This is a genomic window from Micromonospora yasonensis (genome assembly GCF_026013475.1).
GTDB lineage: Bacteria > Actinomycetota > Actinomycetes > Mycobacteriales > Micromonosporaceae > Micromonospora > Micromonospora yasonensis.
Genome location: NZ_JAPDPH010000001.1, coordinates 59,374 through 85,835 on the forward strand (window position 1 = coordinate 59,374; position 26,462 = coordinate 85,835).

General features: G+C 68.4%; 19 protein-coding genes, 1 pseudogene and 1 riboswitch. Of the genes and pseudogenes, 5 read left to right on the forward strand and 15 right to left on the reverse strand.

Annotation, left to right across the window (positions count from 1 at the left end; genetic code table 11):
• Positions 1 to 31 precede the first annotated feature (31 nt).
• From ONA70_RS00360 to ONA70_RS00375, 4 genes are all read right to left on the reverse strand, one after another.
• Positions 32 to 367 carry a hypothetical protein gene (locus ONA70_RS00360; protein WP_265004253.1) on the reverse strand — a complete coding sequence of 112 codons (336 nt, stop codon included), beginning with the start codon at positions 365 to 367 and terminating at the stop codon, positions 32 to 34.
• Between the two features lie 9 nt (positions 368 to 376).
• Positions 377 to 1,204 carry a hypothetical protein gene (locus ONA70_RS00365; protein WP_265004254.1) on the reverse strand — a complete coding sequence of 276 codons (828 nt, stop codon included), beginning with the start codon at positions 1,202 to 1,204 and terminating at the stop codon, positions 377 to 379.
• A gap of 62 nt (positions 1,205 to 1,266) precedes the next feature.
• The gene (locus ONA70_RS00370) at positions 1,267 to 2,961 is read right to left on the reverse strand and encodes a major capsid protein (protein ID WP_265004255.1); all 1,695 of its coding nucleotides are present in this window, start codon (positions 2,959 to 2,961) and stop codon (positions 1,267 to 1,269) included.
• A gap of 390 nt (positions 2,962 to 3,351) precedes the next feature.
• Positions 3,352 to 4,089, reverse strand: a complete 738-nt coding sequence (locus ONA70_RS00375) for a GNAT family N-acetyltransferase (RefSeq protein ID WP_265004256.1) — start codon at positions 4,087 to 4,089, stop codon at positions 3,352 to 3,354.
• Between the two features lie 276 nt (positions 4,090 to 4,365).
• Positions 4,366 to 4,449: riboswitch (ZMP/ZTP riboswitch) on the forward strand.
• Positions 4,450 to 4,482: 33 nt separating this feature from the next.
• Here ONA70_RS00375 and ONA70_RS00380 point away from each other — a divergent pair.
• The gene (locus ONA70_RS00380) at positions 4,483 to 5,508 is read left to right on the forward strand and encodes a hypothetical protein (protein WP_265004257.1); all 1,026 of its coding nucleotides are present in this window, start codon (positions 4,483 to 4,485) and stop codon (positions 5,506 to 5,508) included.
• Positions 5,509 to 5,850: 342 nt separating this feature from the next.
• Here ONA70_RS00380 and ONA70_RS00385 read toward each other — a convergent pair whose 3' ends face one another.
• The 6 genes from ONA70_RS00385 to ONA70_RS00410 all read right to left on the reverse strand — a co-directional run bounded on the left by ONA70_RS00385 (position 5,851) and on the right by ONA70_RS00410 (position 11,400).
• The gene (locus ONA70_RS00385; RefSeq protein ID WP_265004258.1) at positions 5,851 to 8,052 is read right to left on the reverse strand and encodes a phage head morphogenesis protein; all 2,202 of its coding nucleotides are present in this window, start codon (positions 8,050 to 8,052) and stop codon (positions 5,851 to 5,853) included.
• A 3-nt stretch (positions 8,053 to 8,055) separates the two neighbouring features.
• On the reverse strand, positions 8,056 to 8,283 hold the full coding sequence (locus ONA70_RS00390) for a hypothetical protein (protein WP_265004259.1): 228 nt from the start codon (positions 8,281 to 8,283) through the stop codon (positions 8,056 to 8,058).
• The gene (locus tag ONA70_RS00395; RefSeq protein WP_265004260.1) at positions 8,276 to 8,506 is read right to left on the reverse strand and encodes a hypothetical protein; all 231 of its coding nucleotides are present in this window, start codon (positions 8,504 to 8,506) and stop codon (positions 8,276 to 8,278) included. The genes ONA70_RS00390 and ONA70_RS00395 overlap by 8 nt, the downstream gene beginning before the upstream one ends.
• A complete protein-coding gene (locus ONA70_RS00400; protein WP_265004261.1) occupies positions 8,503 to 10,383 on the reverse strand; it encodes a hypothetical protein in 1,881 nt (626 codons plus the stop codon). Before ONA70_RS00400 ends, ONA70_RS00395 begins: the two co-directional genes overlap by 4 nt.
• Before the next feature lie 3 nt (positions 10,384 to 10,386).
• Positions 10,387 to 10,701, reverse strand: a complete 315-nt coding sequence (locus tag ONA70_RS00405; protein WP_265004262.1) for a DUF1360 domain-containing protein — start codon at positions 10,699 to 10,701, stop codon at positions 10,387 to 10,389.
• A gap of 495 nt (positions 10,702 to 11,196) precedes the next feature.
• Entirely contained in the window at positions 11,197 to 11,400 is a 204-nt protein-coding gene (locus ONA70_RS00410) for a cold-shock protein (RefSeq protein WP_265004263.1), read from the reverse strand.
• A 210-nt stretch (positions 11,401 to 11,610) separates the two neighbouring features.
• Here ONA70_RS00410 and ONA70_RS00415 point away from each other — a divergent pair.
• Positions 11,611 to 11,993: pseudogene (locus ONA70_RS00415) on the forward strand (GNAT family N-acetyltransferase); the annotation flags it as partial.
• Positions 11,994 to 12,045: 52 nt separating this feature from the next.
• On the opposite strand, the gene ONA70_RS00420 reads toward ONA70_RS00415, so the two are convergent.
• The 5 genes from ONA70_RS00420 to ONA70_RS00440 form a co-directional block, all read right to left on the reverse strand.
• Complete coding sequence (locus ONA70_RS00420) at positions 12,046 to 15,600, reverse strand: DEAD/DEAH box helicase (RefSeq protein ID WP_265004264.1); 3,555 nt, start codon at positions 15,598 to 15,600, stop codon at positions 12,046 to 12,048.
• 23 nt (positions 15,601 to 15,623) lie between these two features.
• Entirely contained in the window at positions 15,624 to 18,548 is a 2,925-nt protein-coding gene (locus tag ONA70_RS00425) for a DUF1156 domain-containing protein (protein WP_265004293.1), read from the reverse strand.
• A gap of 2 nt (positions 18,549 to 18,550) precedes the next feature.
• Positions 18,551 to 18,964, reverse strand: a complete 414-nt coding sequence (locus ONA70_RS00430) for a DUF7680 family protein (protein ID WP_265004265.1) — start codon at positions 18,962 to 18,964, stop codon at positions 18,551 to 18,553.
• On the reverse strand, positions 18,961 to 21,966 hold the full coding sequence (locus ONA70_RS00435) for a DUF499 domain-containing protein (protein ID WP_265004266.1): 3,006 nt from the start codon (positions 21,964 to 21,966) through the stop codon (positions 18,961 to 18,963). Before ONA70_RS00435 ends, ONA70_RS00430 begins: the two co-directional genes overlap by 4 nt.
• 532 nt (positions 21,967 to 22,498) lie before the next feature.
• Positions 22,499 to 23,530 carry an ATP-dependent DNA ligase gene (locus ONA70_RS00440; RefSeq protein ID WP_265004267.1) on the reverse strand — a complete coding sequence of 344 codons (1,032 nt, stop codon included), beginning with the start codon at positions 23,528 to 23,530 and terminating at the stop codon, positions 22,499 to 22,501.
• A gap of 672 nt (positions 23,531 to 24,202) precedes the next feature.
• On the opposite strand from ONA70_RS00440, the gene ONA70_RS00445 reads away from it, so the two are divergent.
• From ONA70_RS00445 to ONA70_RS00455, 3 genes are read left to right on the forward strand one after another with little or no spacing between them, the layout of a single operon-like run.
• Complete coding sequence (locus ONA70_RS00445; protein WP_265004268.1) at positions 24,203 to 24,760, forward strand: hypothetical protein; 558 nt, start codon at positions 24,203 to 24,205, stop codon at positions 24,758 to 24,760.
• Positions 24,761 to 24,768: 8 nt separating this feature from the next.
• The gene (locus ONA70_RS00450; RefSeq protein WP_265004269.1) at positions 24,769 to 25,074 is read left to right on the forward strand and encodes a surface-adhesin E family protein; all 306 of its coding nucleotides are present in this window, start codon (positions 24,769 to 24,771) and stop codon (positions 25,072 to 25,074) included.
• Positions 25,071 to 26,384, forward strand: a complete 1,314-nt coding sequence (locus ONA70_RS00455; protein WP_265004270.1) for a WXG100 family type VII secretion target — start codon at positions 25,071 to 25,073, stop codon at positions 26,382 to 26,384. Before ONA70_RS00450 ends, ONA70_RS00455 begins: the two co-directional genes overlap by 4 nt.
• Positions 26,385 to 26,462: the final 78 nt, after the last annotated feature.

A 26,462-nucleotide genomic window follows, 5' to 3' on the forward strand; every position in this document is an offset into this window, starting at 1 on the left:
GGGCGGCGCGGCCCAGGGCGAGGGGTACCGGTCAGCTCCGCGAGCTGCGCGACGACCGGGACGCCTTGGCCGGCGGCTGGGAGGAACCGTCCGTCGACTCGGCGTCCGCCCCGGACCCGTCGGCCCCGGCGCCAGCCGACGTGCCCTGCGCGGTGGCCGCGGCCTCCGCGGGAGCCTCCACACGCTGCCGGCCGTCGCCGGAGCTCAGCACCTTGTCCGCCAGGTCGTCGGGCACGTCGAACGCCAGCCCCACCGGGCCGTCCGTCGTCGTCTGCACCTCGAAGCGGCGCTCCTCGCCGGCCGCCTCCAGCAGCTGCTTCGCGAGGACCTGCGCGTCCGCGCGGTCCTTCGGGTAGATCAGCGCCATGTCACCCTCCTACGCCGGCACGGCCGGCAGCTTGACCTTCACCGCCGCCGTCGCGCAGCTCCACCCCACCGTGTAGAACCGCTCCGCGACGGCGAACACCTCGTTGTCCTTGCGGTCCAGGGCCTCCGGCAGCTTCGGCAGGAACACCGCCGACCGCCGCACCATCAGCGGCCCCGTCGCGTACAGCCACGCCTCGTCGTCGCCCGGCGCAGCCCCGCCCGGCCCGACGCCGCTGGTCTGCGCGAACACGATCGGGTCGCCCAGCGGCGCCACCATGCGCGGACCCTCGATCCGCGTCAGGCCCTTGCCGACGAACCACCCGGCCGTCCACCGTGGAGCCCATACCGCGCCGAGCATGCCGGCCCGGTCGGCGATGTGCGCCTCCAGCCGGCCGACGCCCTCCTCCAGCGGCACCGGCGCCACGTCCGACCCCGCCAGGACCTCCGTGTCGGCCGCCGCCAGGAACTCCTCGGTGCCGGCCTCACCGGTCCACACGTAGTGCTCCAGCGACTGCTGCTCGACCTGGCCCATCGCCCGCCGCGCCCGGTCGATCAGGTCCGGCCGGGCCACCGACCGGCCGGTCAGGCCGGCGTACAGCCGGATCACCCCGGACTTCACGCTCGGCACCCCGTCCGGCAGGGCCATCGCCGCGCGGTTCGCGTCCGAGGCCGCCGCCGCGTTCGTCGGCGCGGGCGCGTCGACGCATTGCGGCTCCCACTCCACCCCGGCCTGGAACTCGCGCTGGTCGGCCGGGTCGACCACGACCGCCGCCGCGAACAGCCCGAAGCGGTACGGCGTCGTCGCCGGGGCGTCCACATACACCAGGGGCTGCGCCACGCGTCATCTCCTCACGGCTGGGGACCCGCCCGAGCTGGGCGCGGCCCCGTCAAACGGGTAGCTCAGACCGCCGAGCAGTCGAACGGCACGGTGCTGCCGGTGACGCCCGTCGGGCACAGCGGCACGCTGACCTTGTAGGACACGAAGCACCGCTTCACCAGCAGCGTCGCCTGCTCGGTGAACAAGGCGATGTACTCGTTGTCCTTCAGCTTCGTCGAGTCGTAGACCGCCGACAGGTCGATGATCGGCTTGGATCCCTTCACCCACGTGCCCGGCGCGTAGATCAGCAGGTCCACCGTGCCCGGCCACTGGCCCGGAGCCGCGGTGCCGCCGAAGCCGTTGCCCGCCGCGTCGGCGTACCCGTCCTGCCAGTCGTAGACGAACTGCGGCCGCAGGTGCCTCCGGGTGAACCACGCCGTGATCTGCTCGTCGGTCACGTCGAGGTAGTTCACCCCGGCCCGCCGCGACATGTCCGCCCGGATCCAGTCGATCAGCCACAGCGGCACCACGCACTCCAGCAGCTGTCGCCGGCTCAGCCGGTACCGGTACCGGTAGTCCGTCGCGGCGAGGGAGATCGCGCCCAGCAGCGCGGTCGTCGTCTCGTCGCCGTCGACGTCGCCGCCGAGAGTCAGCGCGAACTGCGTCGACTGCCCCGGGGCGTCGGCCATCCGCTGGATCAGCCGGGCGTTGATCTTGTGCTCGTGGGCGGTCAGCGTCCGCCGTACCACGTCCCGGGTCAGCTCCGGCCACACCGCGTTCTGCACGATGTCCTGCTCGATCTGCACCCCGTCCACCTCGAGGCGCGTCTCGGCCCAGTTCACCGTCGGCACCCGGTACGAGGACTTCTCCACGCCCGCGGTGCTGTCGGCCTCGGTCTGCACGAAGCCGATCCCCGAGTACAGGTCGCGGAAGTCCAGGTTGGCGGGGACCTTGATACCGCCGCCGCGCGGGATCGTGATGCCCGGAAGGTCCAGCAGCCCCTCGGTCGTCTCCAGGCCCTCGCACAGCTCCCACAGCGTCTCCGACGGGGCACCCCAGCCGCCGGCCGCGACGAGGTTACCGCCCGACAGCCGCGACTCCGACGCAGCCAGATCCACCAGCTCCATGTCGGTCAGGCCCCTGCCCCCGGCGACGAGCGCCTGGTCGACGGGCAGCTCCACCCGGGCCACGTTCTGCTTGATGCGGGTCGCGACCCCCACCCCACGGGGGAAGCCCGCGAACTTGTCGTCGAACGCCGACGCGACCTCCGACACCGAGGAGAACACATGACCATGCGGCACATTCGGAACGTCGGCCGCCGCCTTGATAACCGCCGACTTGCCGGCACTGGTCACCTTCGGCTTCGACTGACGTCGGGCCGCCCGGCGGGCCAGCGACGCGACGACCGGCGTCGGCTGCTGCGGCGCCGGCTCCTCGGCCGCCGGCTCCTCGGCAGGCGTCTCCTCAGCCGGCTCCTCCTCGGCTTCGCCGCCGTCGCCCTCGTCACCGTCGCCATCGCCGCCCTCCGGAGCGCCGTGCACCGTCGCGGTCAGGTCGTCCAGCTCGGAGGCGACCTGCTCGGCCGCCTGCTCGATCCGCGCCTGCTCGGTACGCACCGACTGGACGAACGCGGCCAGCTCACGCAGCCGGGCGAGGCCATCGGCGTCCAGGGCCGGGTCATCTCGCAGGGCGTCGAACGCTGCGACGGCCTGACTCTCCAGCTCGGTCAGCGCATCGAGGTCGAGCCCGTCCAGGCTCGGAGGGATCTGAAAGTCCACCGTCGGCTCCTCAGCACGGTAGGGATCTCATCCCCGACCGGCCCGCAGCCAGCATCGGCAGTACCGGCACAGCGTAACGCAGCGGCGAGCTGGTTCCGATCAAGCAGCTCGGGTTGCACGATGGTGAGAGACCAGTACCTGAGGACGGCCGGCGGCTGCCGGGTCCCCGGGGCAGCGAGGACCGACTACTTGGTCAACGGAGCCGACCAGTCTCAACAGCCAACAAAGGCACGGACAGTGATGGGCACGCCGATGGCCGGCGCGCTTTGTCAATGGCAAATCCGGATACCTACCACTGGCGCTGGGTGAAGAACGCGGACGCTCGGCACGTACTCGACGCCTGCGCCGCGATACTGGACGATTCGGCTATTCCTGTCGCTCTCCTGGCCGTCACCCGCCGCTGTCTTTTGCCTCGGCCGACCGGTGGGTCTGTATGGCCTGTGACAGGGACATGCGCTGCTTGCCATCGACGAAGTTGGACGGGTCCAGCCAGGCACGAATAATCGGCCGCGCCACTGTCCAATCGCCGTCGGTCATCGCCAGCCATGCGGTGTCGCGGTTTCTGCCTTTGTAGATAGTGGCGTTGCGCCAGGTGCCCTCATAGCAGAACCCGAGCCGGGTCGCCGCAGCGATGGAGGCGCTGTTGAGGGAGTCGCATTTCCACTCGTAGCGTCGGTACCCGAGGCCGTCGAACACGTATTCGGCAAGAAGGTACATCGCCTCGGTGGCCGTTGCGGTTCGTCGCAGGACCGGTCCGAACATGATGCCGCCGATCTCGACGGAGCCGATCTGGGGATCGATACGGGAGAGGCTTGCCATGCCCTCAGCCCGGCCGGACTCGCCGGACACGATCGTGAAGACGATGAGGGACGGATCGGCCGTGGCAGCGGTTAGGAAACCTTCGAAGCTCTCCCGGTCGCGGAATGGGCCGTAGGCCATATAAGTCCATTGCCGGCCACTGGAATCGTGATGCAGCGCGCGGTACAGATCCGCCGCGTGCTCGTCGACGTTCAACGGCTCGATGCGGCACAAACGCCCGGTCAGGCAGACGGCTTCGGGTTCCGGCCGAGACTGCCAGTTCGGAACAGCAACACCGATCGGCTGTCCAAGGTCATTGACTGTCTGCATCCCACGATCGAAGCACAACTGCGGCTACGCCGCGGCCTGCACAGATGCGCGCTCATCGGCAGAGTCGGGTGTTCGCTGCCCAACCACTCGTGACGGACCGTGATGTTCGTTCGGCGGCATGAGCGCTCGTGCTGCTGCCGTACGGCACTGCTCGCGGTGGTGGACGGCCGAGGGTCGCCCTGCCGGATCCAGGGTCGAGGCCAGCAGTTGAGCGTTGGCGACGGCGAGGGGGTTGTGGCCGGCGGCGGCTGGTGACGGTAGCGGTGGATATGCTGTGAGCGCGGCCGTGACTGGCGAGGGTGGAGCACCACCGGGGATCGGTCGCTGTGACGTCGGCCGCCGACCGCCTGGGCATCCGCGACGCTTTCAGTCATTCGCGTCCGGAGGCCCCTGGTGCAGCTGCGTTATGGCATGAACCCTCAACAGAGTCCGGCGTCGGTCGAGCCAATCGGTGCGGCACCGTTCACCGTGGTGCACGGTCGTCCCTCGTACCTCAACCTGCTCGACGCGATCAGCGCGTGGCAGCTTGTCCGGGAAGCCTCCGCCGGTTCCGGGACCGCGGCGGCAGCGTCGTTCAAACACGTGTCGCCGGCCGGGGCGGCGCTGGCCGGGCCGATCGATTCGGTGACCGCGGGCGTGTTCGGGGTTGACCCGCGAGCCGACGCGGTGACCCGGGCCTACACCCGGGCCCGGGACACCGACCCGAAGAGCTCGTACGGCGACATGGTCGCGGTCTCCGCACCGGTCACCGCCGAGCTCGCCGATTTGCTCCGCCGGGTGGTCAGCGACGGGATCATCGCACCCGGATACGAGCCGGGTGCGGTTGCGGTGCTGTCGGCGAAGAAGAACGGGACGTATCTGGTCCTGGAGGCGGACGCGACGTTCGAGCCACCGAACGAGGAGGTGCGCGAACTGTACGGGCTGCGGTTCGTTCAGCGCCGCGACGACGCCCCGCTGCCGGACGGGCTGTCCGCCGACCTGCGGCTCGCGCTGACCACGGTGCGCTATGCCCAGTCGAACTCGGTCGTCCTGGTCCGCGATGGGGCGACGCTCGGCGTCGGCGCCGGCCAGCAGTCGCGGGTGGACTGCATCCGCCTCGCCGGCACCAAAACACGCCTGTGGCACCAACGCCGATTCGTCCGGCCCGACGACGTCTTCCGCTTCGCGTCGGTTCAGGACCGTGTCAACACGCAGCTTCGGCTCGCCGAGGCGATCGAATCTCCGCTACCGCTGCAGCGGGTGAGCCTGGCCTCCGACGGGGCACTGCCGTTCGAGGACAACATCACCGAAGCGGCCCAGTTTGGCGTGCGCCACATCGCCGAGCCGGGCGGCTCGACCCGCTCGAATGCGGTGGCCGAGGCAGCACGCAGGCACGGCATCAGCATGACCCGCACCGGGCTGCGGCTGTTCCGCCACTAACCCCTGCATCGCAGTGCTCAGTTTGAACGGGCAGTAGACGCACTGTCATCGGCTAGATGCGCATGCTCGGCACGGGCGGCTCAGATCTCGGCCCGTAACAGAGCGTCACGCTGACGGCATTGATGAGAGAATTCCGACTACTCCGATCAACAAAGCCTGCCGGTCTCGTCCCCTACTTCTGCGCCTGGCGGATCGTGCCGCCGCCGCCCTTGCGCACGTCGGCGATCTCCGCGTCCGTCTTCGACCCGTACTCGCCGCCCTGCCGGCCGTCCCCGTAGGACAGCACCCACACCGTCGCGCTCCGGCGCCGCGCGCCGCAGTTGCAGCCCACTGCTTCCTCCCCTACTCCCCATGCACCTCGGCGGACAGCGCCGCCACCAGCGTCCTGCGGTCCCGGCCGATCGACGCGGCAATCCGCTCGGCCGCCGCCGCGTTCACGGCACGCTGTCGCTCGGCGGCGAACCCGGCGGCCACCGCCCGCCGCACCGCCGCCTCGAAGGCGGCCGGCGACAGCGGCGCATCCGGCCGCCGGCCTTCCGAGTCGGACGGCTTCCAGCCCGCCCAACCCGAAGCGACCATCGCGTACGCCCGGCCGCCCGACGAGCGGCCCCGCACGACGGGGAAGCCGCCGACGTTGACGCACAGCGCCGCGACGAGCTGTCGCGCCCCGCCAATCCACCGCCAGTCCCCGGACAGCGGCGACCGGCGCAGCAGCTGCACCTGCTCCTCGGTGGCCTCCGGCACCAGCGACCCGGCGACCCATGTGCCGTGGGCGTCCCGCCCGGCGCGCACCACGGCGACCTGCGTGCCGGTGTCGTCGTAGTGCTCCACGGCGGCCGCCGCGCTGGCGGAGAGGTCGGCGTGCCCGGTGCCGGCCGTGATGTGCCCGACCGCCACGAGGTCCCCCTCGGCGGTCTTGATCTCCGGCCGGTGGAACCAGTCGAAGCCGCCCTCGTCCGGCGGCAGCACGCACTGCCCGCCGGTCAGGAACGACAGGTGGCAGTCCCGGTCGGCGAGGTGCCCGAACACCCGCCCGTCGGCGGTCACCGTGATCGGCGTCAGCTCGGTCAGGCCCGGGTCGTCGAACCAGGCGCGCGGCGGGTACAGCGGCGCGACCTGCTTCTTCGCCGCCGCCGCGCCGGCCGCGGTGACCGGCTCTTCCTCCTTTTCCTCCTCATCGGAGGGCGCGTCGTCGGCCGGCTCCTCGTCGTCGACCAGCTCCAGCTTCGCGTCGGGGAACGCCTGCGTGCCGACGAGCGTCACCGCCATGACCCGGCCCTTGGTCACCGTGATATACGGCTCCTCGCCGGACTCCATGAAGGCTTCCCACTCCTCGTCGGACATCTCCTCGATCGGGGTGCCCTTCTCGTCGGTGAACATGAACTCAAAGTCGTCCAGGTCCACGCTCGGGAACAGCACCCCGGCGCGCAGCAGCTCCAGCGCCTCGCCCAGCTCCGGCACCGCGTCGATGAAGTCGCCCGCCCCGCTCAGCCGGCTCTTCTGCACCTCGCCGGCCGTGATCCGGCCGATCGTCACCGCGCCCTCGTGCCCGGGGGCGTCCTCCCGCGCCCACCTCAGCGGCAGCGGCAGGTCACGGAACGACCAGTCCCCGTCCGCCACGAAGATCCGCCGGTCGCCCGACTTGGCACCCAGCGGCGCCAGCACACCCTTCCACGTCGCCATCTGCTTGCCACCCTTCGCGGCTGCCGCCGCCGTCACCGTGATATCCAGCCCGGTGGCCCGGTCACGCCGGCGCCACGGGTGCTTCGGGACCACAGGCAGGGGCTCGTCGGCCTCCACCTCGATCATCGTGCAGCGGCAGTTCACCGTCTGCCCGGGCGGCGCCGCCGGGTCGCCCGGGTACCGCATCGGCACCCCGCCGACCATGAACACGCCGTCCAGGGCGACCCGCTGCCCGTCCGCGTCCCGGTGGTCGTGCCGGGTCCGCTCGTCGTGCGTGGCCACCCACACCTTGTCCAGCTTCTCGTCGAGGACGTCCTCGGCGGTCAGCCACGCGGTCAGCGTCCCCGCGTTGTACGCGCCGATCGTCTCCGTCCGGGCGATCGCCACCGCCCGGTCCTCCCACGACCGCTCGCCCAGGATCGCCTCGATCGCGTCGCGGATGCGCGGCACGCTCGCGCCTTCCGCGGTCAGCTCGGCGACGGCGGCCGTAACCTGCTGCCACGCGCTGTCGGGCACACCGACCAGCCGGTTCGGCAGCGCCGCCAGGTACTCGTCCTTCATCTGCGCGACCCGTAGCAGCTCCAGGTCGCCGCCCGCGTCGCGCACGCCCGCCAGGAACGTCTTCTCGGCGGCCGGCAGCAGGTGCACCGTCACCGCCTCGAACCACGCCTGCCCGGCGCCGGCGAGGGCGCTCGGGTCCGGCGGCAGGGCCGCGGCGGTGACCGGGAGGGTCACCGCCCGCGCGTCGCGCAGCCAGGCGCGCAGCGCCGCGCGGGCGGCTAGCAGCATCCGCCGCTCGGCGGCCACCACCCGCGCCTCGTGGTCGAGGCGCAGCGGCAGCCACGGGTCCGGCTCGGCCACGGCTCAGCCTCCCGCCGCCGGCTCGGGGACCACGGCGACCTGCACGCCCTGGACCTGCACACCGCCGTCGGGGCGGGACACCGGCAGGCCGGCCGGGCTGCGGATGAGCCGCTGGACGATCAGCACGTCGTCGTGCAGCTCCAGCTTCACGAAGTCGCCGCCGAGGTCGATGCCCACCGACGCGAAACACTCGCGCAGCTGGGTCAAGGTCACGCTCTCCGGGTCAGCCATCGGTTCTCCTCCTCGCCTCGTTGCGCCGCGCCACCGTGTCCGGGTCGCACACGTGGCCGGCGTCGGTCAGCGGCGGCTGGTCGCCCTCCCACAGGTCGCCCCACCATCCGCAGGTGCGGCAGATCGTCCACCGCAGCCGCTCGCAGCCCTTCCCGCGCCCGGACCGCTGGCAGGCGTACCCGTGGGCGGGCACCAGGTCCGGCGCGAGGATCGTCACGCTCATGCCGGCACCAGCTCCCCGGCGACGGTGGCGGCCAGGTGCTCGCGCAGCTCGTCGACGTCGTGCCGCGCGCCCGTGACGAGCAGCCCACCGACGTACGCGGTCAGCGCCGCCGTCAGCTTCTGGTCGTCGACGTCGAGCTTCGCCGCGACGGCCGGCACGGCCGTCCACGCTCCCTCGAGTAACCGGGGCACCGACGCCGGCGTGGATGGGCGCACCGTGTGGTACTCCCACGCCTTCAACCCCTGATGCCGGTACCTCTCCCGGCCCAGCGCGCGCTTGCCGGCGATCTCCAGCGCCCGCAGCGCCAGGACCTCGCACGCGGCGACGAACGGCGCGCTCATCAGCCCGGCCGCCTCGGCGGCGATCGCGTTCTGCTCGGGCGGGCCGCGGTCCTCGGTGTCGCCGGGCGGCGGCGGCTCCGTCGTCGGCTCCTCGTCGGCGGGCGGCTCGCCGCCGCCGGGCAGCTCGGCGGGGGCCGGCTGCGGCTTCAACGCCTCCGGGTCGAGCTGCACGCTCACCCCGGCGACCTCCAGCAGCCGGGTCACTAGCAGCGGCCCGGCCGCCGGCACCGTGCGGATGATCTCCAGCAGCCGCCGCAGCTCCCGCTCCTCGTCAGTCGGCTTGTCGCCGTCGCCGAACCCGGTCTCCCGGCGCAGCGCATCCCCCGACAGCTCGCCCAGGCCGTACAGGTCCTTCGCGTCGGCGCCCTTGTCCGGCGTCTGCGTCAGCTCGCTGGTGTCGTACCAGACGATCCACCGGCGCGGGTCGGCCACACCCTGCGCGCCTTCCAGCGCCGGCCACAACATCTGCTCGGTCAGCGCCGCGCAGAACAACTCCAGCTTCGACTCGACGTGGTACTTGATCGTCGCCTCGTCGGTCATCCAGGCGCCCCAATGGTTCGCTTGGGTCATGCCCAGCAGCATCTCCGGCGGGGCGTCCAAGCCCAGCGCGAGCCGCCGAATCGCGCCGTCCAGCATCGCCGGCACCGCGCTGCTCAGCTCCGTAGCGAAGCTCAGCAGCCGCGCCTTCTCCAGATGCTCGGCGGGGCCCTGCACCACGATCGGGACGAGGGCGGCCACGCTGTCGCGGTCCTTCACCGCGGTGGTCATCGCCTCCGTCAGCGTCGACAGGAACGACGACACCCCGTCTTCGGCGTCCTCCTCCTGCTCGGGCGCGACGAAGCTCAGCTCGTTGGGTAGCAGCAGAATGCCCGCCCCGGCCAGCCGGGAGTCGATCTGCGACTGCACGTACTGCGTCAGCCGCTCGATCAGCCGCAGCACACGCCGGTTGGACTGCACCTGGCTGGATGGCAGCGCGTGCTTGCGGGGGCTCGGCACCCAGATCCGCACGATGACCGTCTCGTCGGACTCCAGCTCGCGCGCCCCGTCGCCCTGGTCGAGCACGTACTTCCCGGCCCGCTCCGTCAGCTCCTCCACCGACGCGATGAACCACCGCTCCCGGTCGGTGGCCTTGCCTTCGGCGTCGCGTTCCGGCTCGCCGATCAGGTAGCACTCGCCGGGCACACCGAGCTGAATGCCAGCGTCGCGCAGCAGCTCGGCCTGGGTGCTGGGGCCGCCGAGGAACGTCTCGTTGACGCCGGCCGGCGCCTGGTCGGGCGTCTCCATTGGACGGCCCTCGTCGTCGACCTGCGTGATGTACAGCCGGGCCCGGCCCATCGCCTTGGCGATCAGGTCGACCAGGAACGCGAACTCGCCGCACTCCTCGTAGTGCCGCCACGCCTCGTCCTGCCACTGCTGCTTGGTGACCTTGCGCAGGCTGCCGCTGGAGTCGTAGCGCATCTTCGCCGCCGACGCCACGACAGCGGTCGCCTGGCCGACCGCGCTGTCGACGTTTGGCTTCGTGCCCCACCAACCCATGCGCTACTCCTCGGGCTCGCCGCGCACCAGCAGGCCGGTCGCGTACGACAGAGCCAGCGCGACGGTGGGCACGTCGACCCACCACAGCCCGGACCAGCGGGAGACCTCGGACAGGTGCCACCAGCCGGCGGCGGCCAGCGTGGCGATCCACACCGACAGGCACCAGCGGCAGAACAGCAGGTACGCGAACTCGCTGCCCTCGGGGAGCCGCCTCACGATTGCCTCTCGGGGTTGCCGTGTGATCTCGTCGGCGACGATCAGCCGGGTCACCCGCGCAACGAAGAGAAGCACCACCACAATCTCGATTAGCCGCACCACAGCTATGAGCATAGGCAACGGCATTGCGGCCGGATAGTTTGATGGCTCGGCGGCTGGGCCAGTTCACCTCGAAGCATCTTGTCCCGCCGTCACCGAGAAGCAGCAGTCGTACGCGCCCCCTGGAAAAAGTCGCCGCAGCCTCTTGGCCAGCGCCACGGCGACCGCGAGGACGTCATCGCGGGGCATCACACGTCGGTGGCGGGCAGGCCATCCGCGACGTCGAGGAACCGACCCATCGCAGGCGCGTGGACGCACTCCGCCGGCCGGTGACCAGAGCGGCCGCCCCGCAGCCGAGGACCGCCGACAGGCGGTCCAGCGAGGCGAACAGTCCCGACGTCGGCGCCGACCGTCCGCCCGTGCCCACAGGTCATGCCGGTCCTGGAGACATCCGGGTTCCACAGGGGACGCGGTCCCGGCCCGCCGCATTCTAGGCTTCAACCGCAGCCCCGAATCGGGTGGTGACGCCGGGGGGAGGACGGCGAGGAAAAGTGGAAGTCAGGCGATGACGTGGACCCGCTCCGCCTGCGGGCCCTTCTGGCCCTGGGCAATCTCGAACTCGACCCGCTGGCCGTCGTCCAGCGCCTTGTAGCCGTCCATCTCGATCGCGGAGAAGTGGACGAAGACGTCCTGCCCGCCGTCGACGGCGATGAAGCCGTAGCCCTTTTCGGAGTTGAACCACTTGACGGTGCCCTGTGCCACGGTGCACTTCCTCACTCTGCGCGGCGTTCCACAATCCGGAGACCGGCGGACCACCGATTCGGCGATCGGCGACGACGACCGCTGAATCGGTGACCGAAATCGCAGGCTACACGAGGCGTGACGACAGCGCACTACCACAAATCGGGCACAATCCCGCCAGGATCCGGTTCCCGCGGCGGCACCTCGCCGCCAGTCGGGTATCGATGAGACATGACGACGGTGCCGACGATGCCAGCCTCGCAGACGGCCACGGTCCGCCGGGTCCGCTCCGAGGACGCCGCCCGGATGCGGGCTTTCCGACTGGCGATACTCGCCGACGCGCCGCTGGCCTTCCTGAAGACCGTCGCGGAGGCCGCAGCCCGCCCGCCCGCACGCACGCACGCCGACCGGCCCGGACGCAGCCCAGCTCGTCGCGACCTCGGCGGCCCGTTTGTCGGGCACGCCGGCGGCACCGGGATCCCGGGCGAGCCGGGACTCACCGTGATCTACGCCGTCTACCTCACCCCAACCTGGCGGCGCAGCGGGCTGCCCGCCGACCTGGTCGAGGAAGTGGCCGCCTGGCTCGGGCCTGCGGCCGGCCGGAGCTGACGCTGGTAGGAGCATCGGGATGGCGCGGCTGGGGACAACGTCAGGCGTGGGGGCTACTCAGTTCGTCGCCGTCTTGATTTCGATGGCCAGTGCTCGGACTTGTTCGCCATACAGGTGCTTGGCCCTGGACCACTCGATATCAGAAAGGACGCGGGTTCCGTCGTCGGTGGGCGGGCGGAGCAGAGGACCCTTGTCCAGCCGTAACGCCTCCCGCAGCGCATCAAGGTACCTGATCATTCCAGCCTCGTCTTTAAGGTCGAGCCACAAGAGGGCTGGTTCGGTCGTGGTGCCGGCTCCACGGGCGGCGGCAACGGCGTCAGTCATGATCTGGGCAACCAGTTCGGTGTACCGCTTGCGCAATTTGTCGAAGGAGTCTTCCCGGTTGCGTCTTTCGATGTCGTCGTAGCGGTTTTGGCGCGCACGGCGAGACCGCTCGAGCAGGTCAACGGCAACGGACTCGGCTTCGGCGCGGCTGACGGCGGGTCCGAGTTCGTCAATGTCAGTGAGTCGGTGCGCTGGCCGGGGAGGCACTGTGTCGGCGCGGACTGCCACAGCAGGTCCGCGGGGCGCGTCGTCGAGCAGGACCAGCGACCGATCGACGCCACGGTTCGCGATCTTGTCGAGGGCGATGGCGAGCCGTGGGTGGCCATATGTGGCGAGGGCTACCCACGAGGCCGGGTCACGGCTGGCCCTGCTCGGATCAGTGGTGATGGGTTGGTCCGGCTGGTCCAGGACTACGCCGAAGCGTTCGATAACGACCTCGCGTAGATCGGTGAGCGTGATGGGGCCCGGCTCGGCGGCCGGGATGGGCAATGGATCGTCCTCAACTTCGAGTGGCAGGCCTCTGCCGGGGTTGGAGTCGATGAGGTCGATGAGGGTCTCGACTCCATGACGACGAGCCCGAGCTCGTTCGCTGGCCGGCGCTCTGAATACGCCGTGGAAGGCACCTTCCACCGCGCCGAGGATCGGTTGCAGTCCGCCCACGATACCGCTGAACATGTCGATGCGGGAGGCCAGTGCCCGGTACACCTCCTCCTCGACGGTGCCGGCGATGAAGAAGTTGCGTACGACAATTGTGTTGCGGGCCTGACCGAGCCGGTCGATGCGTCCAATACGCTGTTCTACGCGCATTGGATTCCATGGCATGTCGTAGTTGATGAGGTAGCTGCAACTTTGGAGGTTCAGGCCTTCGCTGGCGGCGTCCGTGGCGAGCAGTACGGTGACGGCGCGTGCCTTGATGGCTTCGATGAGGTCACGTTTGCTGATGTCGATCCAGCCCTCATTCTCGCGAAAGACACGTCCGCCGTCGCCCGTGAACGTGGCCAGCTGGCTCCGGTAGCGGTGGTGCAGCCGATCTCGCAGCGCGTCAAGGGTATCGGTGAACTGGGTAAAGACGATCGTGCTATGCCCGGTGCCCCTTGCCTCCTCGACGTGCTGTTCGAGGGCCTCAAACTTGCGGTCGGGAACTCGGCCGATGCGCTCGGCGTAACCGCGCATCTCCTCCAGGTCCTGCTTGGTGAGCGGCACCGCCTCGCTGTCTTTGATATGGCCGGCTTCGTCTGTGTCCAGACCTTCATCGTCGGCCTCGTCGAGCAGTCCTTGTTCGAGGAACGTTTCCTCACTCGCGAGCCGCCTGAGCAGGGTCTTTTGAATAGCTGCCCAGCTGCTCGTGAGGCGTCGGCGGTAGACGGTTAGAACGAATCCAGCCCCCCGGCGCTTACCATGGGCCTCCAGCAGCCTGTCAATGAGGCGTTCGAGGTCGTGGTAGAGCTGCTGTTCCTCGGTTCCGAAGTCGACGACGTACGGGCGCACGTCACGCTCAGCAAGGTTTTCGCTAATAAGACCCTGCCGGCGGTAAGCCTTGAGTGTCGAGCGGCTGTGCCGAGCGACATACTGCCGGACGGGACTGAGGGCTCGTAGCCAGTCACGTAGCGCTTGGCAGCCGTCGGGGCCGAGTTCAGCGATCCGGTGTTTGACGTCGGCGCCGTCGCGTCCGAATCGGGTCACCATCTCGGCCTTAACGACACCGACTCGGCGTGCGATGTCGGCGGCGAGTTCGTCCTCAGCGCCGGTGCGGGGCAAAGCTGGCGTGCGGCGCACCTGCTCGGCAAGCCAGGCCCAAGCGGTCGCTCGGTCGTCGGTCTTGGCTAGCTCCGCATAGAACCGGACGAAGGCGTCCTCGTTGGTGAGCGGCCCGGTTAGTCCGGTCTGCCTCAGCAAATCGACCATTTCTACTGCGCTGGTCTGTAGCGGTGTGGCGGTGAGCAGCCAGGTTGCCCGCGCCGCGCCCTGCCGACGGATGGCGTCGAGTAGTTCGAGGAGTCGGCTTGGGCGGTAACGATCCTCGGCGCCGTGTTGTCGCCGCGCGTGGTGCGCCTCGTCTACGACCAGGAGGTCGTATGGGGCGGCTGCCAGCAGCAGGCGCTGCTGGTCGGGACGGCGGGCCAGGTGGCTGGAAGCGAGCAGCAACGGATGGTCGGCGTACGGGTTGGCTCCGGCTGGACGAATATCTTCCGGGTGCGCCCCGTGGATCTTGCCTTGGTCGAGTCGGGGCACCCACAGCGCAAATTTTTCGAACAGTTCATCCTGCCACTGCCTGCAGACGTTTGCCGGGGCCAGGATCAACGCCTTGGCGACCTCGCCGTTTAGTACGAGCCGGCGCAGGCTCATTCCGGCGCTGATGGTCTTCCCGAGGCCCACCTCGTCACCGATGAGCCATGAGCGTGGGTACATACCTGCGAGCCGAGCGACGTTCTGCCGCTGGTGCGGGAACAGGCGGACGCCGCTGGTGGCCTCCGCGAGATCACCAGCCCAGGGCAGGCGCGGAGCGATCTGCATGTATCGGGCGACCGTCGCGTCATCACCGACCGGCGGCGGTTCTTCAACGTCTCGCTCACCGGGCATCTTCGCAGGGGCTTGCTCGAGCAGTGCCTTCGCCGCAGCCTCGGGCAGCGGGTAAACCCGGAAGCCAGGAACGTGCCCGTTCCAGCGCTGTTCAAAGCGGCTGGCCCAGAAGGTGAAGTGGTCGGCGGTGCCGTCCCAACTGCGATAGACGCTGAACGACTCGAAGTTCTTCGTCCATGCGGTGGCGGACTCGTTGATCGACCCTTGGAAGACGACGGCGTCACCGTTGCCGTCACGGAGCACGCCGACCTTCTCGTGGAAGTAACCGAGTTGCCCGTCGGTTGCGATTGGGTCGCCGGTCTCGTCGACGGCAATGGCCACCCGAACCTGCAGGCGCTCGTTGCGGATTAGCCAGGCGAGAACCTCCAAGCGGCGGCGATCCACCTCGTTGCTGGTTACGAGACCCGCCGCGAGCCGCTCTGCGAACGCGCCGTCGAGCGTGGCCTTCCCCTGCAGGGCTTCACGGTCCTCCTCCGTGATCGCGGCGCCGCACAGCAACCGCACCGTGCCGCCGTGATTGAGGAATCGGGACAGGCCGCGGGCGGCGACTGACAACGATGAGGAGCGGAAGTAACCGACAGAGCGCGCATAACTTGTCGCTCGCCTAAGAGCAGGCACGTAAAAGTGATTCAGGACATCGTCGCCGCTATCGTAACCGGGCGGCAGGTCGAGCCCGCGCAGGCTCGGAAGCGGCTCACTGTCCGTCACGGGCGGTGTATCAGTTGGCGGCATCAGAACAGAGTTGGTGCCGCAGCGGTGACAGCGTCCGGGTCTGGTGGTAACGGCAGGTTGTCGAAGAAGGCGACACGCAACGAGTCCAGGACGCGGGCCTCGGGCCGCACAAATACGCCCTTCTGCTTATGGCGCGGCACGGCATAAAGAGCCGCCCTAACGAGCGCGGCGAAGCGGGTGTCGTCGACAAGGTTGTGGCGATTCAGCCAGGCTTGTGCGGCTCGCGTTCCGTCTTCCTCATAGACGAGCATGAGAGCGTGCAGCGCGTCGATGAGAGCGTCATAGCTGGCGGCATCGACGTCGAGGCCCTTCGCGGTTCGCCGTTGCGCGGGCGTGAGCAGGGTCGCCTTCCCGGAGCTAGCCTTCATCAGCTTGTGCGTCTTGACCACCGTCTCCAGGTCCAGATGCGTCGCCAGGGACAGTTTGAGGGCTTCCGGAGCCGGAAACTCCGCGGCCTGGAAGTCCGACCATGCCAGCAGCCACCAGTCCGTGACACGGTCAAAGTCCACGTCCTTGCCACCGAGGAGACCCCGCTTCTTCAAAGCGGCGACCTTCACCCGCGCCAGGTCGAGGGCCACGTCGGGGCGTAGCACTTCCGGTACGCCGTCAGGGTCCAGCTGCCCTGTGTACACGGGCCAGTTACGAGACAACACCGCGAGTACTGGCCCGTAGGTCGCCAAGGTGAGGTCGATGCCTCGCAAGCCGTGGCCAGCGAAGCGCTCGACTGCGTCGACGGCCGCCTGCTCGACGTCCTGACGGATGTCGTTCCAATACGCCGGTGTGGTGTCACCGCGCTTGTGGCAGTTGAGCAGGATTGTCGACTGCGCCGAGTTCTTCTTGGCCTGGTTCAGCGAGTCTGCTTCTGTGGCGACGGGCCATGAGGATGTGATCGCGAACCCGGCGTTGAGCAGAGCCGCACCGAGGGTGTCCCACGCATCGACCCGCTTGTGGGTGAACATCACGTTCAACACCCCGGCGGGGCCCAAAACTCGATACGCCTCACGGAACGAGCGGGTCAGCAAGTCCTCGTAGTGCGCGTTCGCTAGTTCGTCTGCTGTCTTGGCGCCAGCGACCCGCTTACCCCGGCCGCCGTGCGTGGCAACATCTTTGAACAGGGACGGGTTCGCAACAGCCTCGGCGTGCTTGTCGGTAATTGGCAGATCACAGAACTGTGGCCACACCAGTGCCAGTGACCGCTTCAGCCAGACGTAGAAGAAGTCGCTGAGCTCTGCGTACATCACATTGTCGTAGTACGGCGGGTCCGTCACTACTACATCGACGGTCCCAGCGGGGAGGCTAACCGAGGCTGCGCTGCCGCGTAGCACGTCAGGACGGCCAAGAGCCTCCTCTTCCGTCCCGGACTGCACACCATGAACCAGCTTGCTGAGCTGGCGGTGGATACTCGCCGCTTTCTCCGCGACCCAGGGAACCAAGACGCGAGCAGCGTCCATCTCGCCGCAGGTCCACTTGAAGGCGAAGTCGTGCCTATCGAACGTGTTGCCGATCATCGACCGAGTGGGGTGCCAGCCGCAGAGACGCGAGTTGTAGTTCAAGCCTCGATCGAGGGCGAATGCTAGCTGAAGAGCGACTGCCCTACCTCTGGCGTCACCGATTTCTTTGAGCATCTCGGGCTGCAACCGGATGAGTTCCTCAAGGATGACCAGATGGGCCAGCAGTTGGCGCGGCAGGAACATGTCGGACCATCGTGCGATACCCAGACGCAGCGGTTCATCCGTCTTGTGCCCGGACTCGATGGGTTCATCACATACCAGACCGTCGATTTCCCAGCCGGGGCGCAGGCGGCCTAGTTCCTTCTCTGCCGCCGCTGCCGCCGCCAGATCGGTGTCCGTTGGTGCGCGAAAGCGGCGCCCCTTGCTTCCGGCTGGCTCGTAGCAAACGGCCAACAGCACGTAGGTGCCGTGTCCTGCCTTCGCTTGCTGTTGGACGTACTCGCCAGAGAAGGTGGTGTCAGGGGCCCATACACTCTCCCCGACCCCCTGCTTATACGTGGCCCGCTCGCCGTACTGAGCCGCCTGCTTCCCTTCGACGATGACTGGCACGACGTTTCCGGCGTCCCGGTCGACGTCGAGGCGAACGGCGACATGCTTGTCGGCATTGTTCGGCCGGGCGAGCCACAGGTTCGGGGCCAAGGGCGTTGGACGCCCAGTGGTGGGACAGGGAACGGCGAACGCCCAAATGTAGCCAGCGATGGCATGATCTGCGGCGCGCGGGAAGAACTCGTCTAGTCGGATTCGCGTCGCAGCAGCCCAGCGCTTTCCCCAGTGACGGATATCCTCGGCGAGGTCGGGCCCAAAGTCATGAACGACGCCGAGGGTGCCCTGCAAGACCGCAGAGGCGACTGGGTTCAGTTCATTGGCGATGGTGTTGCAGCCGAGCCGCATCGCTTCGAACGGAATACTGCCGCCGCCCGCGAACGGGTCTAGGACGATTGGTGCCTTTGCCGGAGCGCCGGTCCGCAGGGCGTACAACCGTCGGATGCGCGCGATCTCGTCCGGCTGGGGTGAGCGGGTGAATGCACGGTCATAGCCATAACCGTTGCCCTGCAGCTTGATTCCGTTGGCATTCGCAGCTGCGATCGCCGCTCGTGCCCGAACTGGGTCCTTACCCTTCGGGATCCCCACAACTTCGAGGAACCACTGGTGGTAGGCGGCCTCGCCAGGGAACTCGGCAAAGAGGCCTTCCCGCACACGTCGCGCGTCCTCATCGGCGGCAGCTTCACTCTCGGTTGGCCACGCCGGGAGAACGGATCCGAGGACGGCGGCCCGGCTGGCGGACAGGGGCCGTCGGGCCCACCAGACATGAACCACGTTCACCGGTGGAAGCGCCGTCGCGCTGCCGCGTTCGCGGAGGCTTTCGGCTCCGATCTGCTGCGCGGGAAACCACTGGTCAATAAGGCTGGGCACTGTCAACGTTTGCTGCTTTCGGCGAGAAGAAGGCGAAGGGCGCGCAGCCCGTTGCGTCGGGTGACTTGGGCATGCCAGTAGGCCGCTTCTTCGCGGCTCATCGCGGCGACCCCTGTCGCGACCGTGGTGATCCGGTCGAGGCGCTGTAGTGGTTTGACCGCGCGTAGGAGCAGCTCGGCGTGAGCTCCGAGCTGCGGGTCGACTGTGAGGGGCTGACCGCTCGTCCAGTCCTGGCCACGCAGGCGGGCGTCCCGCAGGATTTCGTGCAGCCCGGCGGCCACGTGGAGCGCGCGGTATCCGTTAACTCGAACGGCCCTCTCGCCGCCTTCAAGGTCGGTGGCGTGGACATTGAGCGCGATGACACGGCCCTCATCGTCGCGCTCGACAGTGCACCGATAGGTTTCCGTTCGGGTCATGACGACCCCTCAGACGTGATGCATACATCGCATTTGCTGGGGCCGGTCGCCTGTGCGGCGTTGACGACCATGGCGAAGTCCTCGCCTTGCAGTTCGACAGGTTCGGTCCATGTTGCGTCGATCTCGGCCTTCAAGTCGGCCGGCCGGCGAAGTACGGCGCGCAGTACCTCCCGCAGCGGCGCGTATTCGGCCCCGGGCCCGCGGAACTGGATGTGGATCTCGTGCTCTGGATCGTCGAGCTGCACCCTGGCGCTGATGGTGTAGGTGCTGCTTACCCCGGTGGTGGCTGCGTTCGCCACGGTGAGCAAACGTTGCAGCTCCTTGTCGGCACCTGCGCCGAGATGGTTGACGCTCACCCGCAGTCGGCGGGCATGTGTGCGCCCGGCGTCTACCGCCAACTGGCGCGCACCGACCATTGCCGGTCCTGCCGCACCTGATCTGGTGAACTCGGTGACGGTGACAGTGCTTGTACCGCCACCACCGGTACCACCGTTACCGCCGCCACCTGAGCTACCACAGCCTCCCGTATGGACCTTTCCGCACAGTGGGCACGCCTCAGGCCCGTCGTCCTTGAATGAGCCAGGCGGGTGTAGCAGAGTGTCCTCTCCTAGGCGTGGCGCCGGACCCGGCCGAACCTGGGTGGACCAGCCCGCCGCTCCCCCATCAGGTGCTTGGTACTCCCATACGCCGTTGCGGACACCAGCGACGATCAAGTTAACGAGCTGCGCTCGGTCAAGCACCAACCGGAGATCTGGGCGGCGAGCAAAGACCCGGACCAGTTCGTTGGCGGGCTGCGGAGTGTCAAACTGCGCACCAAGCTTGCTCCGCACATAGGCCGGGTCCAGTGGCTTGCTTCCAGCAGCCAGGGTCTTGTCCATGGCAGCGAGCAAGTCGAGGATCGCATCGGTCTGGTTGCTGCGGACGCTACCAGTCGTAACCGTGTCGAGGACCACCGTCTCCAACCCGCCCTTGCCCGGCACGTAAAGCACGTTCACGTGATTGCATACCGCTACACGGGCCAGCAGGCCGGCCTCCGACGCCTGCCGTGCGACGTCAGCGGGCCTGCCCTCCCCTAGGTTCTGTAGCAGCTCTGGGGTGGCACGCAGCTGCTCGAGAGCTAGCAGTCGCCGCACGGCTCTAAGCATCGGCTCATGCCCGTCCCGGTTGGGCACCAGAAAGACCAGCCGGTTGCGGTATTCGCGGACGCCTCCACTCGGGGCCTTCTCGTAGGTGTCAAGCACCTTCTGCGGTACTGGGTCAACTGCCGGGTCGACGCCCTTGACGTCACCGAAGTCGTCCCAGTGGAAGGCGACGAGGTAGGCATCCTCGCTGTTGTCCGGCACTTTCGCGTCTTCCCACGCCCGGCGGACCTTGAGCGCGGAATCCTTGTACTGCTCAGAGAGAATCTTCGTGGCGCGCTCGCGCACCTTGCTGCCGAGGATCTTCTCCTCCGCCTCTTGCACCAAGCGGACCAGACTGGCCTCTGTTGAGAACCGGTAGCCGCGGACATCGGCATGCAGGTACCAGCACGTGTTTTCCAGGTTGTCGAGGGCCCTGACGAGCAGGTTGGGGTCGTCACTCGGGGTGAGAACAGCCGCGTACAGATCGCTGGCTGCGACCCCAGGTACGTTCCGGGTGAGGCTAAACAGGTACGCGGCTGTGGCGAGACGCCTCCCATAGGGGGCGCCCATTCGAGCGTCAACGTCGTCGGCGTGGCTCGGGGCACCACCGGGCTGCTGGGCGATATCGGTGCGGATCACCGGCTCATACAGCGGCCGATCGATGCGGCTGGATAGCTCTTCGGCGAGGATCTGATCGGAAAGGTCCAAGTGGTGCAGGTGGATCAAGTCGAGGTCCGCGCCAGCGGTCCAGATGCCGCGTACCGCCCTTGCGAGTAGGCGCAGCGCTCCGCGGGTTCGCTGGAAGTTCGGAATCGTCGACAGCCGCTTGTCCAAGACCCGAATCAGGTCGGGGTGAAACGGATAGCTGGTCTCGATGTTGCGGGCGTGGGTGCCGCTGACCACATCTAGTGGCAGGTCGAGGCCGGCAGCGTGCGCCTCGGCTGCCGCCTGCGCGTATCGCGCCGCAACGCTCTTCCTCTCGGCCACTCCGGCCATGTCCGTTTCAAACAGCCTGCGTGCAAGGATCCTCGGGAGGTCGGCTTCTCCGCTGGCCGGCAGGACCAACTCCTTGCGGGCGAGCAGGCTCGCCGCCTGCTTTAGCGTGGCCGCGAGCGTCTCCGTGTCTCCGGCGAAGGCGTCGTTCTCGCCAGCGGTAGTGATGACGACCACTACCCGCTCGCTGCTATCGGCGGCCTCAAGCAGGGCCATCAAGAACGAGAGCACCTGTTTGGCGAGGGTTGATTCACCGACGGTGCGGGCGCCTGCGGCGGCCAGGTAGCGGGCGATCTCGTCGATGAGGATGAGAACGGGCTTGCCACCGAATATCTGCTTAAGTTGGTCGCTGCCCGGGGCGCTAAGCCCCTCGTCGTCCTTGCGGACGATGTTGTACGCGTCTGCGCCGCCGATCTGAAGCGCCAGGTATCCCCACGGCGTAGCGGCGCTGATCCCGTCTACAACGGGGAAGGTCGTCGCGCCCGCGCTCGTGCCGACGAACACCGCGACGGTCGGTGTCGGGGTGCCCGCAGGAGCCGCTAGCACTGCCGGATCCATGAACGAGCGCGCCGCGCTGCTTTCCAAGTGGCCCTTGGCCGCGTGATATAGGGCGATTAGGTTGTGTGTCTTGCCGCCGCCGAAGCTCGTTTCCAGCCGGAGCACGCTGGCTGCGTCTGGGCGAGTCCCGAGCAGCCGACCGAGGGCCTCGTTCAGCAGGCTCCGCAGTCCATTGCTGGGATAGGTCTGGGCAAAGAAGACATCCGGCTTGCCATACGTATCCGCGGCGCTTCCGACGACCACGTCTTCCAACCCGGCTGCAAAACGCGCCTCGCTGAGCTCTCCGGCGAGCACGTCCTGTCGAGGCTTGATCGCGGTCAGCAACGTCATCTCGGCGATCTCCTGGTCGTGTCCCGCGCGCCGCTTCGGCTCGCTCTTGCAGGTTGTCGCTGGAGCCCAGCGCCACTGGTTGCGCCCCCATTACGGCGAGCAGCGATGCCAGCATCGTAGGGCATTCGGCGAGAACTGGGGCGGGCCCGCGGAGGCCCATCAAACAGCGACGGCACTCTCCGCGCATGCACGGTTACCCTCGTTCAGGTTCGTCGGTTGGCACGCCAGGATCCTCCGGTTACCGGCCTCCACGTGAATATCTCTCACGTCTGCTCGGCGGTCGCGTCGCGACGAGCCCGCCTCGGCGCACCAGCCCTGCGCCACCTTCGTCAGCTATTCGATTTGTGGCCCCGGCCGAAGCGCATCGCACGGGAGAACCGCACCGCCCGCCGCCGCGCCCAGCGCCGCGCGCCCGCGTCCCACCGCGCGTGCTGGTAGAGCCGGGTCACGTCCGGCCCCGAGCCCTCGACGCCGGAGCGCACCGCGAAAAGGCGACGGCGCCCTTCTGTAGTGGGAAAAGGGGTGAGGTCAATCAGGCGCTTCTGGCGTAGTCGGAGAAAGGATCTTCTCCTTCGCCGAGTATCATCGGCACGTCGTACACGGACAGGTCTGGCCTGGGCCGCGTGTACCGCACCCGGTGACGCCAGCGATGGTGCTCGTAGGCCGTGTCCACCTGAATCTCAGCCACGACGGTCGGCTCGACCTGGGCGTAGCGCAACGGCTCCGGCCGCTCGAACTGGCCGGACCACCCAGCCGGTAGCGGATCTGGCCAGGGGTGGATGACCGTACGCCGTTCGGTCGGACGTGGCGGGGACAGCAGTTCCGCCAGCTCCTGGCGCTGCGGCGTGGCCAGCGGGTGCGTGCGGCCGGTGTACCGGAGCCGGCCGCGTCGGTCGAACCGGCCGAGGAGAAGCGTCTCGGGGTCGCGGATGCTGCCGATGACGCCGCCCACGATCGCCTCGGTCGTGGCACGTGCCCGGAACTTCGCCCACCCTCGCCGGCCAGGCTCATACCGGGTGTCCAGCCGTTTGATCACAACCCCTTCGACGCCGGCCGCGGTCCAGGTGGTCAGCCACCCGCTCACCTCGGAGACGTCGGCGCTCTGCGGGGTGATCGCCAGCTGCGGCGGGGCGCCGGCGAGCAGCCGCACCAGCCGCGCCCGACGCTCGGCCAGCGGCGCGTCGAGCACCGGCTCCCCGCCGGCGTCGACGAGAAGGTCGAAGGTGACGTAGTAGGCGGGGTGCTCCCGGGCTTCGCGGAGCAGCTGCCGGCCGGCGGTGACCCGCCGCTGCAGCAGGGCGAAGTTTGTCCGCCCGCGCTCCCAGACGACCAGTTCCCCGTCTACCACCGCGCCTGGCGGCACGAAGGCCCGCACGGCGCGCGTGATGTCCGGGAAGTACGGCGTCAGATTCCTTCCGGCACGCGACTGCAAGTAGACGTCCGAGGCGCCCCGGAAGGCCAGCGCCCGCCACCCATCCCACTTCGGCTCATAGACCAGGTTCGGGCCCTCAGGCACTGAGTCGACCGGCGCGGCCAGCATCGGGGCGACAGGCCGGCCCAGCACCGGCCCACCCGGCGACGTCTCCCACCGCCAGGCCGGACTCACCCCCGCCAGCCCTGTCCGCCCACACCGCGAGCGCCACTCATACGCGTCCTCCCCTGCCATCGTCGGGCAGCGGGTCTGGCCTCGGGCGCAGATCAGGCACAACGAATGCATGGGGGGGCCGAGGCCTCTCCCGCTTCCTGATTGCCGGCGCCGCTGGCTTCTCGGCTCGGTGGCTACATGCCCACCCGGCTTCGTTCGAGGGTGCAGCGGACCCACGTCTGGCGGTCACTCAGGGCAGCGAGGCGATGACCGTCGTTGGTAGGGTCGCGGCCATGAGCGCGGTGCGACGGATCGACAGCCGTGTGTGGCGGTCGCGAGCCCGGATGGCAGGTGCCGGACAGGCCAGGGAGGTCCTCGGTCAATGATCCCTGGACCGCGGCCTTCAGATTCCGGCGAAGCAACTGCCGGCCCGCATGCGGACGTCCACTCGCCCGACCGGACAGTCCGGATCATCGCCTCCTCGCATGGTGATGTGGAGGTGCATGTTCAGGGCTTGCATCGCCACAGCGACGATTCGCTGGCCCGACAGGTGCGGGCAGCGGCCAGGCTGGCACTAGCATCCTTGCAACAGCCGAGGCGAGAAGCCGAAGTCCCTCGCGGCGAACGGCACCCCGAGTGGTGACCATCCGGATGAGCAAGAAGCCGCTGGCCATCCTGGCTGGCGTTGTCCTTGTGAGCCTCGGCTCTTTGGGACTGTGGCGGTGGGGACCGCTGGCTGATGACCAGGTCGTGCCCTCCTGCGGTGACTTGGCCGAAGCCCTGCCGAGCGCCGTGGAGGGGTCCTGGACCCTCACCCGTACCGAGCCGACGCGTGCGGTGAGCAGATCCGTGGTCCGGTGCGAGTTCGGTTTTCGGTCCGCGGATCAGTCGTACTGGGGCAAGGTCGTCCTGGATCTCAGCGCAGGTGACGACGAAGCCGCTCTGCGCAAGAAGGCGACGGATGGCCCATGCTACGGCGAGGCAGTTCCGAATCCGAGCGGCGCCAAGTACAAGGTGGCTCGCGCCTGTTCGCAGAAGATCAGCGACAAGGCATTCGCCGGCGTGTTCGTGGCCTCCGACGAGCGCTATGCGCACACTCTCGCAGAGTTCAGCAGCTCCAGCCTGCCCCCGGAGCAGGTCGTCGCGTACGCGAACAGCAGCGCGCAGCGCATCATCGACCGCGCGATGGCACTCAAGGCCAGCGACTAGGAGCATGCGTGGGCAAGCTTGAGCGCTACTTCGAGGACGTCGCCCGGATCACGGCCAAAGGTGTCTCCGTCAATCGGTGGGTGCGGGTGATCCGGCACCACGATGGGGAGATCAACGTCGTCATCATCCGCGGCATGGTGCGTCAATGCAGCCCGGACGAGGTGGCTTCCGAGATCCGTACGGCGCTCCTTGCCGTCGTCGCCGATCACCGGCGGCAGTATCGCCAGCTTCGCATCGACTACTTCGGCTCGCCCGTCGGAGCTGAGCCGTTCACGCCCGTCGAGTTGCAGCACGGGGAGTGGCAAGAGTCATGACCGATACCTCCGCCCTTCGGGTCGAGTCGCGGGCCCTGGTGGCCTTTGGCGTAGAGCGGTACGAGGACGCTGTGACCTACAGCGCCGTCGGCCGCTACCTCGGCGATGTCGGGTCTATCCCCGCTGCGGCGTGGGGCACCCTCGAAGGCATCTCCGAGAAGCTGAACCGGGACTGGGCAACCGCACTGGGCAGCAGGATCACCGAGGCGAACACCGCCCGTGACGAGATGGAACGTATGGCCGACGGGCTCATGCAGATCGCAGCAGACTACGAGGGCACGGAACTGGACGTCGCCACCAACTTCGACGTGATGAACCGCGATCTGCTGCCGTATCTGCCGCTCGGCAACGGCTACGGCAGCAGCGTACGGGTCCGCCCCGGCGGAGCCGGAATCGTCTCTCAGCCGCACGACAGGAGGCTTCCGGACGACCAGCCTGTGGTGGTGATCCCAGACGGCAACGATCGCTTGGGTGCCACCCGCAACGAGAAGCTGCCACGAACCCGCGAGGTCGAGGAACCGATCACCATCGGTAGCACTGACGGCAACAACCTCGGGTTCAGCGGTGGCCGCACCACCTACTACGAGAACGGCGAAGGCGACCAGCTCGACACGTTCATCCACAAGTACCGGGACACGCTGCTCCAGCTCGAAGCGATTCTGATCGAGCTGGGCACGGGCGAGCGCCTTCCCCTGACCAACCTTATGGTCCACGCCTGGCGGTCCTCACCCAAGATCATCCGCAACCGCGCGGACCTGGTCCACTCCGCCGCCAACACCTACGCGGAACTCCGCGCCGAGATGGACGGCGAGCTGAAGAACCTCAAGCTCTACTGGGAAGGCAGCGCCTCCCAAGCTTTCAGCCAGTACGCCGACCGCGCGTCGGCCTACCTCACACAGCTCGAAGCCCAGACACGCTGGCTGGCCGAGGAGGGCAAGAAGGCCGCGAGCATGCTTGAGGGCCTGCGCAACGCCTACGCCGGCCTCGGCTACCAGCACATCGGCACGCTTATCGGCGCCCTCAAGAGCTACATCGAAGCCGTCAACGGCCTGTTCTCCTCGTGCAGCAACCCGGAGAAGGCCCTGCTCGACACGGTGCATACCTTCATCTCCTACCTGCTCGACGCGGAGCGACTGCACGTCGAAGCGATGTCGGACCTAATCAAGATCGATGAGCAGGAGCGGAAGGAGCGCCCCGACCTCGGCACTCGCGGCCACGACACGACTCCTTTTCCTCAGGCCGAGGTAGGTGCTGACGCTTGGGCCGACCGCAGCAACTGGGGTCCTCGATCAGAGCGACCGGCTGCCTGATCCGAACCGCAGACCTACGCCGACTCCTGCAGGCCGTACAGCAACCGGTCGCCGTCCCGGCCATCATCTCCAGCCTCG

Excerpts from the sequence above, each read along its gene's own strand:
- ONA70_RS00455 (WP_265004270.1), top strand. The coding sequence starts at position 25,071 with ATGACCGATACCTCCGCCCTTCGGGTCGAGTCGCGGGCCCTGGTGGCC.
- ONA70_RS00400 (WP_265004261.1), bottom strand. The coding sequence starts at position 10,383 with ATGGGTTGGTGGGGCACGAAGCCAAACGTCGACAGCGCGGTCGGCCAG.
- ONA70_RS00395 (WP_265004260.1), bottom strand. The coding sequence starts at position 8,506 with ATGAGCGTGACGATCCTCGCGCCGGACCTGGTGCCCGCCCACGGGTAC.
- ONA70_RS00445 (WP_265004268.1), top strand. The coding sequence starts at position 24,203 with ATGAGCAAGAAGCCGCTGGCCATCCTGGCTGGCGTTGTCCTTGTGAGC.
- ONA70_RS00375 (WP_265004256.1), bottom strand. The coding sequence starts at position 4,089 with ATGCAGACAGTCAATGACCTTGGACAGCCGATCGGTGTTGCTGTTCCG.
- ONA70_RS00435 (WP_265004266.1), bottom strand. The coding sequence starts at position 21,966 with ATGACGTTGCTGACCGCGATCAAGCCTCGACAGGACGTGCTCGCCGGA.
- ONA70_RS00390 (WP_265004259.1), bottom strand. The coding sequence starts at position 8,283 with ATGGCTGACCCGGAGAGCGTGACCTTGACCCAGCTGCGCGAGTGTTTC.
- ONA70_RS00430 (WP_265004265.1), bottom strand. The coding sequence starts at position 18,964 with ATGACCCGAACGGAAACCTATCGGTGCACTGTCGAGCGCGACGATGAG.
- ONA70_RS00360 (WP_265004253.1), bottom strand. The coding sequence starts at position 367 with ATGGCGCTGATCTACCCGAAGGACCGCGCGGACGCGCAGGTCCTCGCG.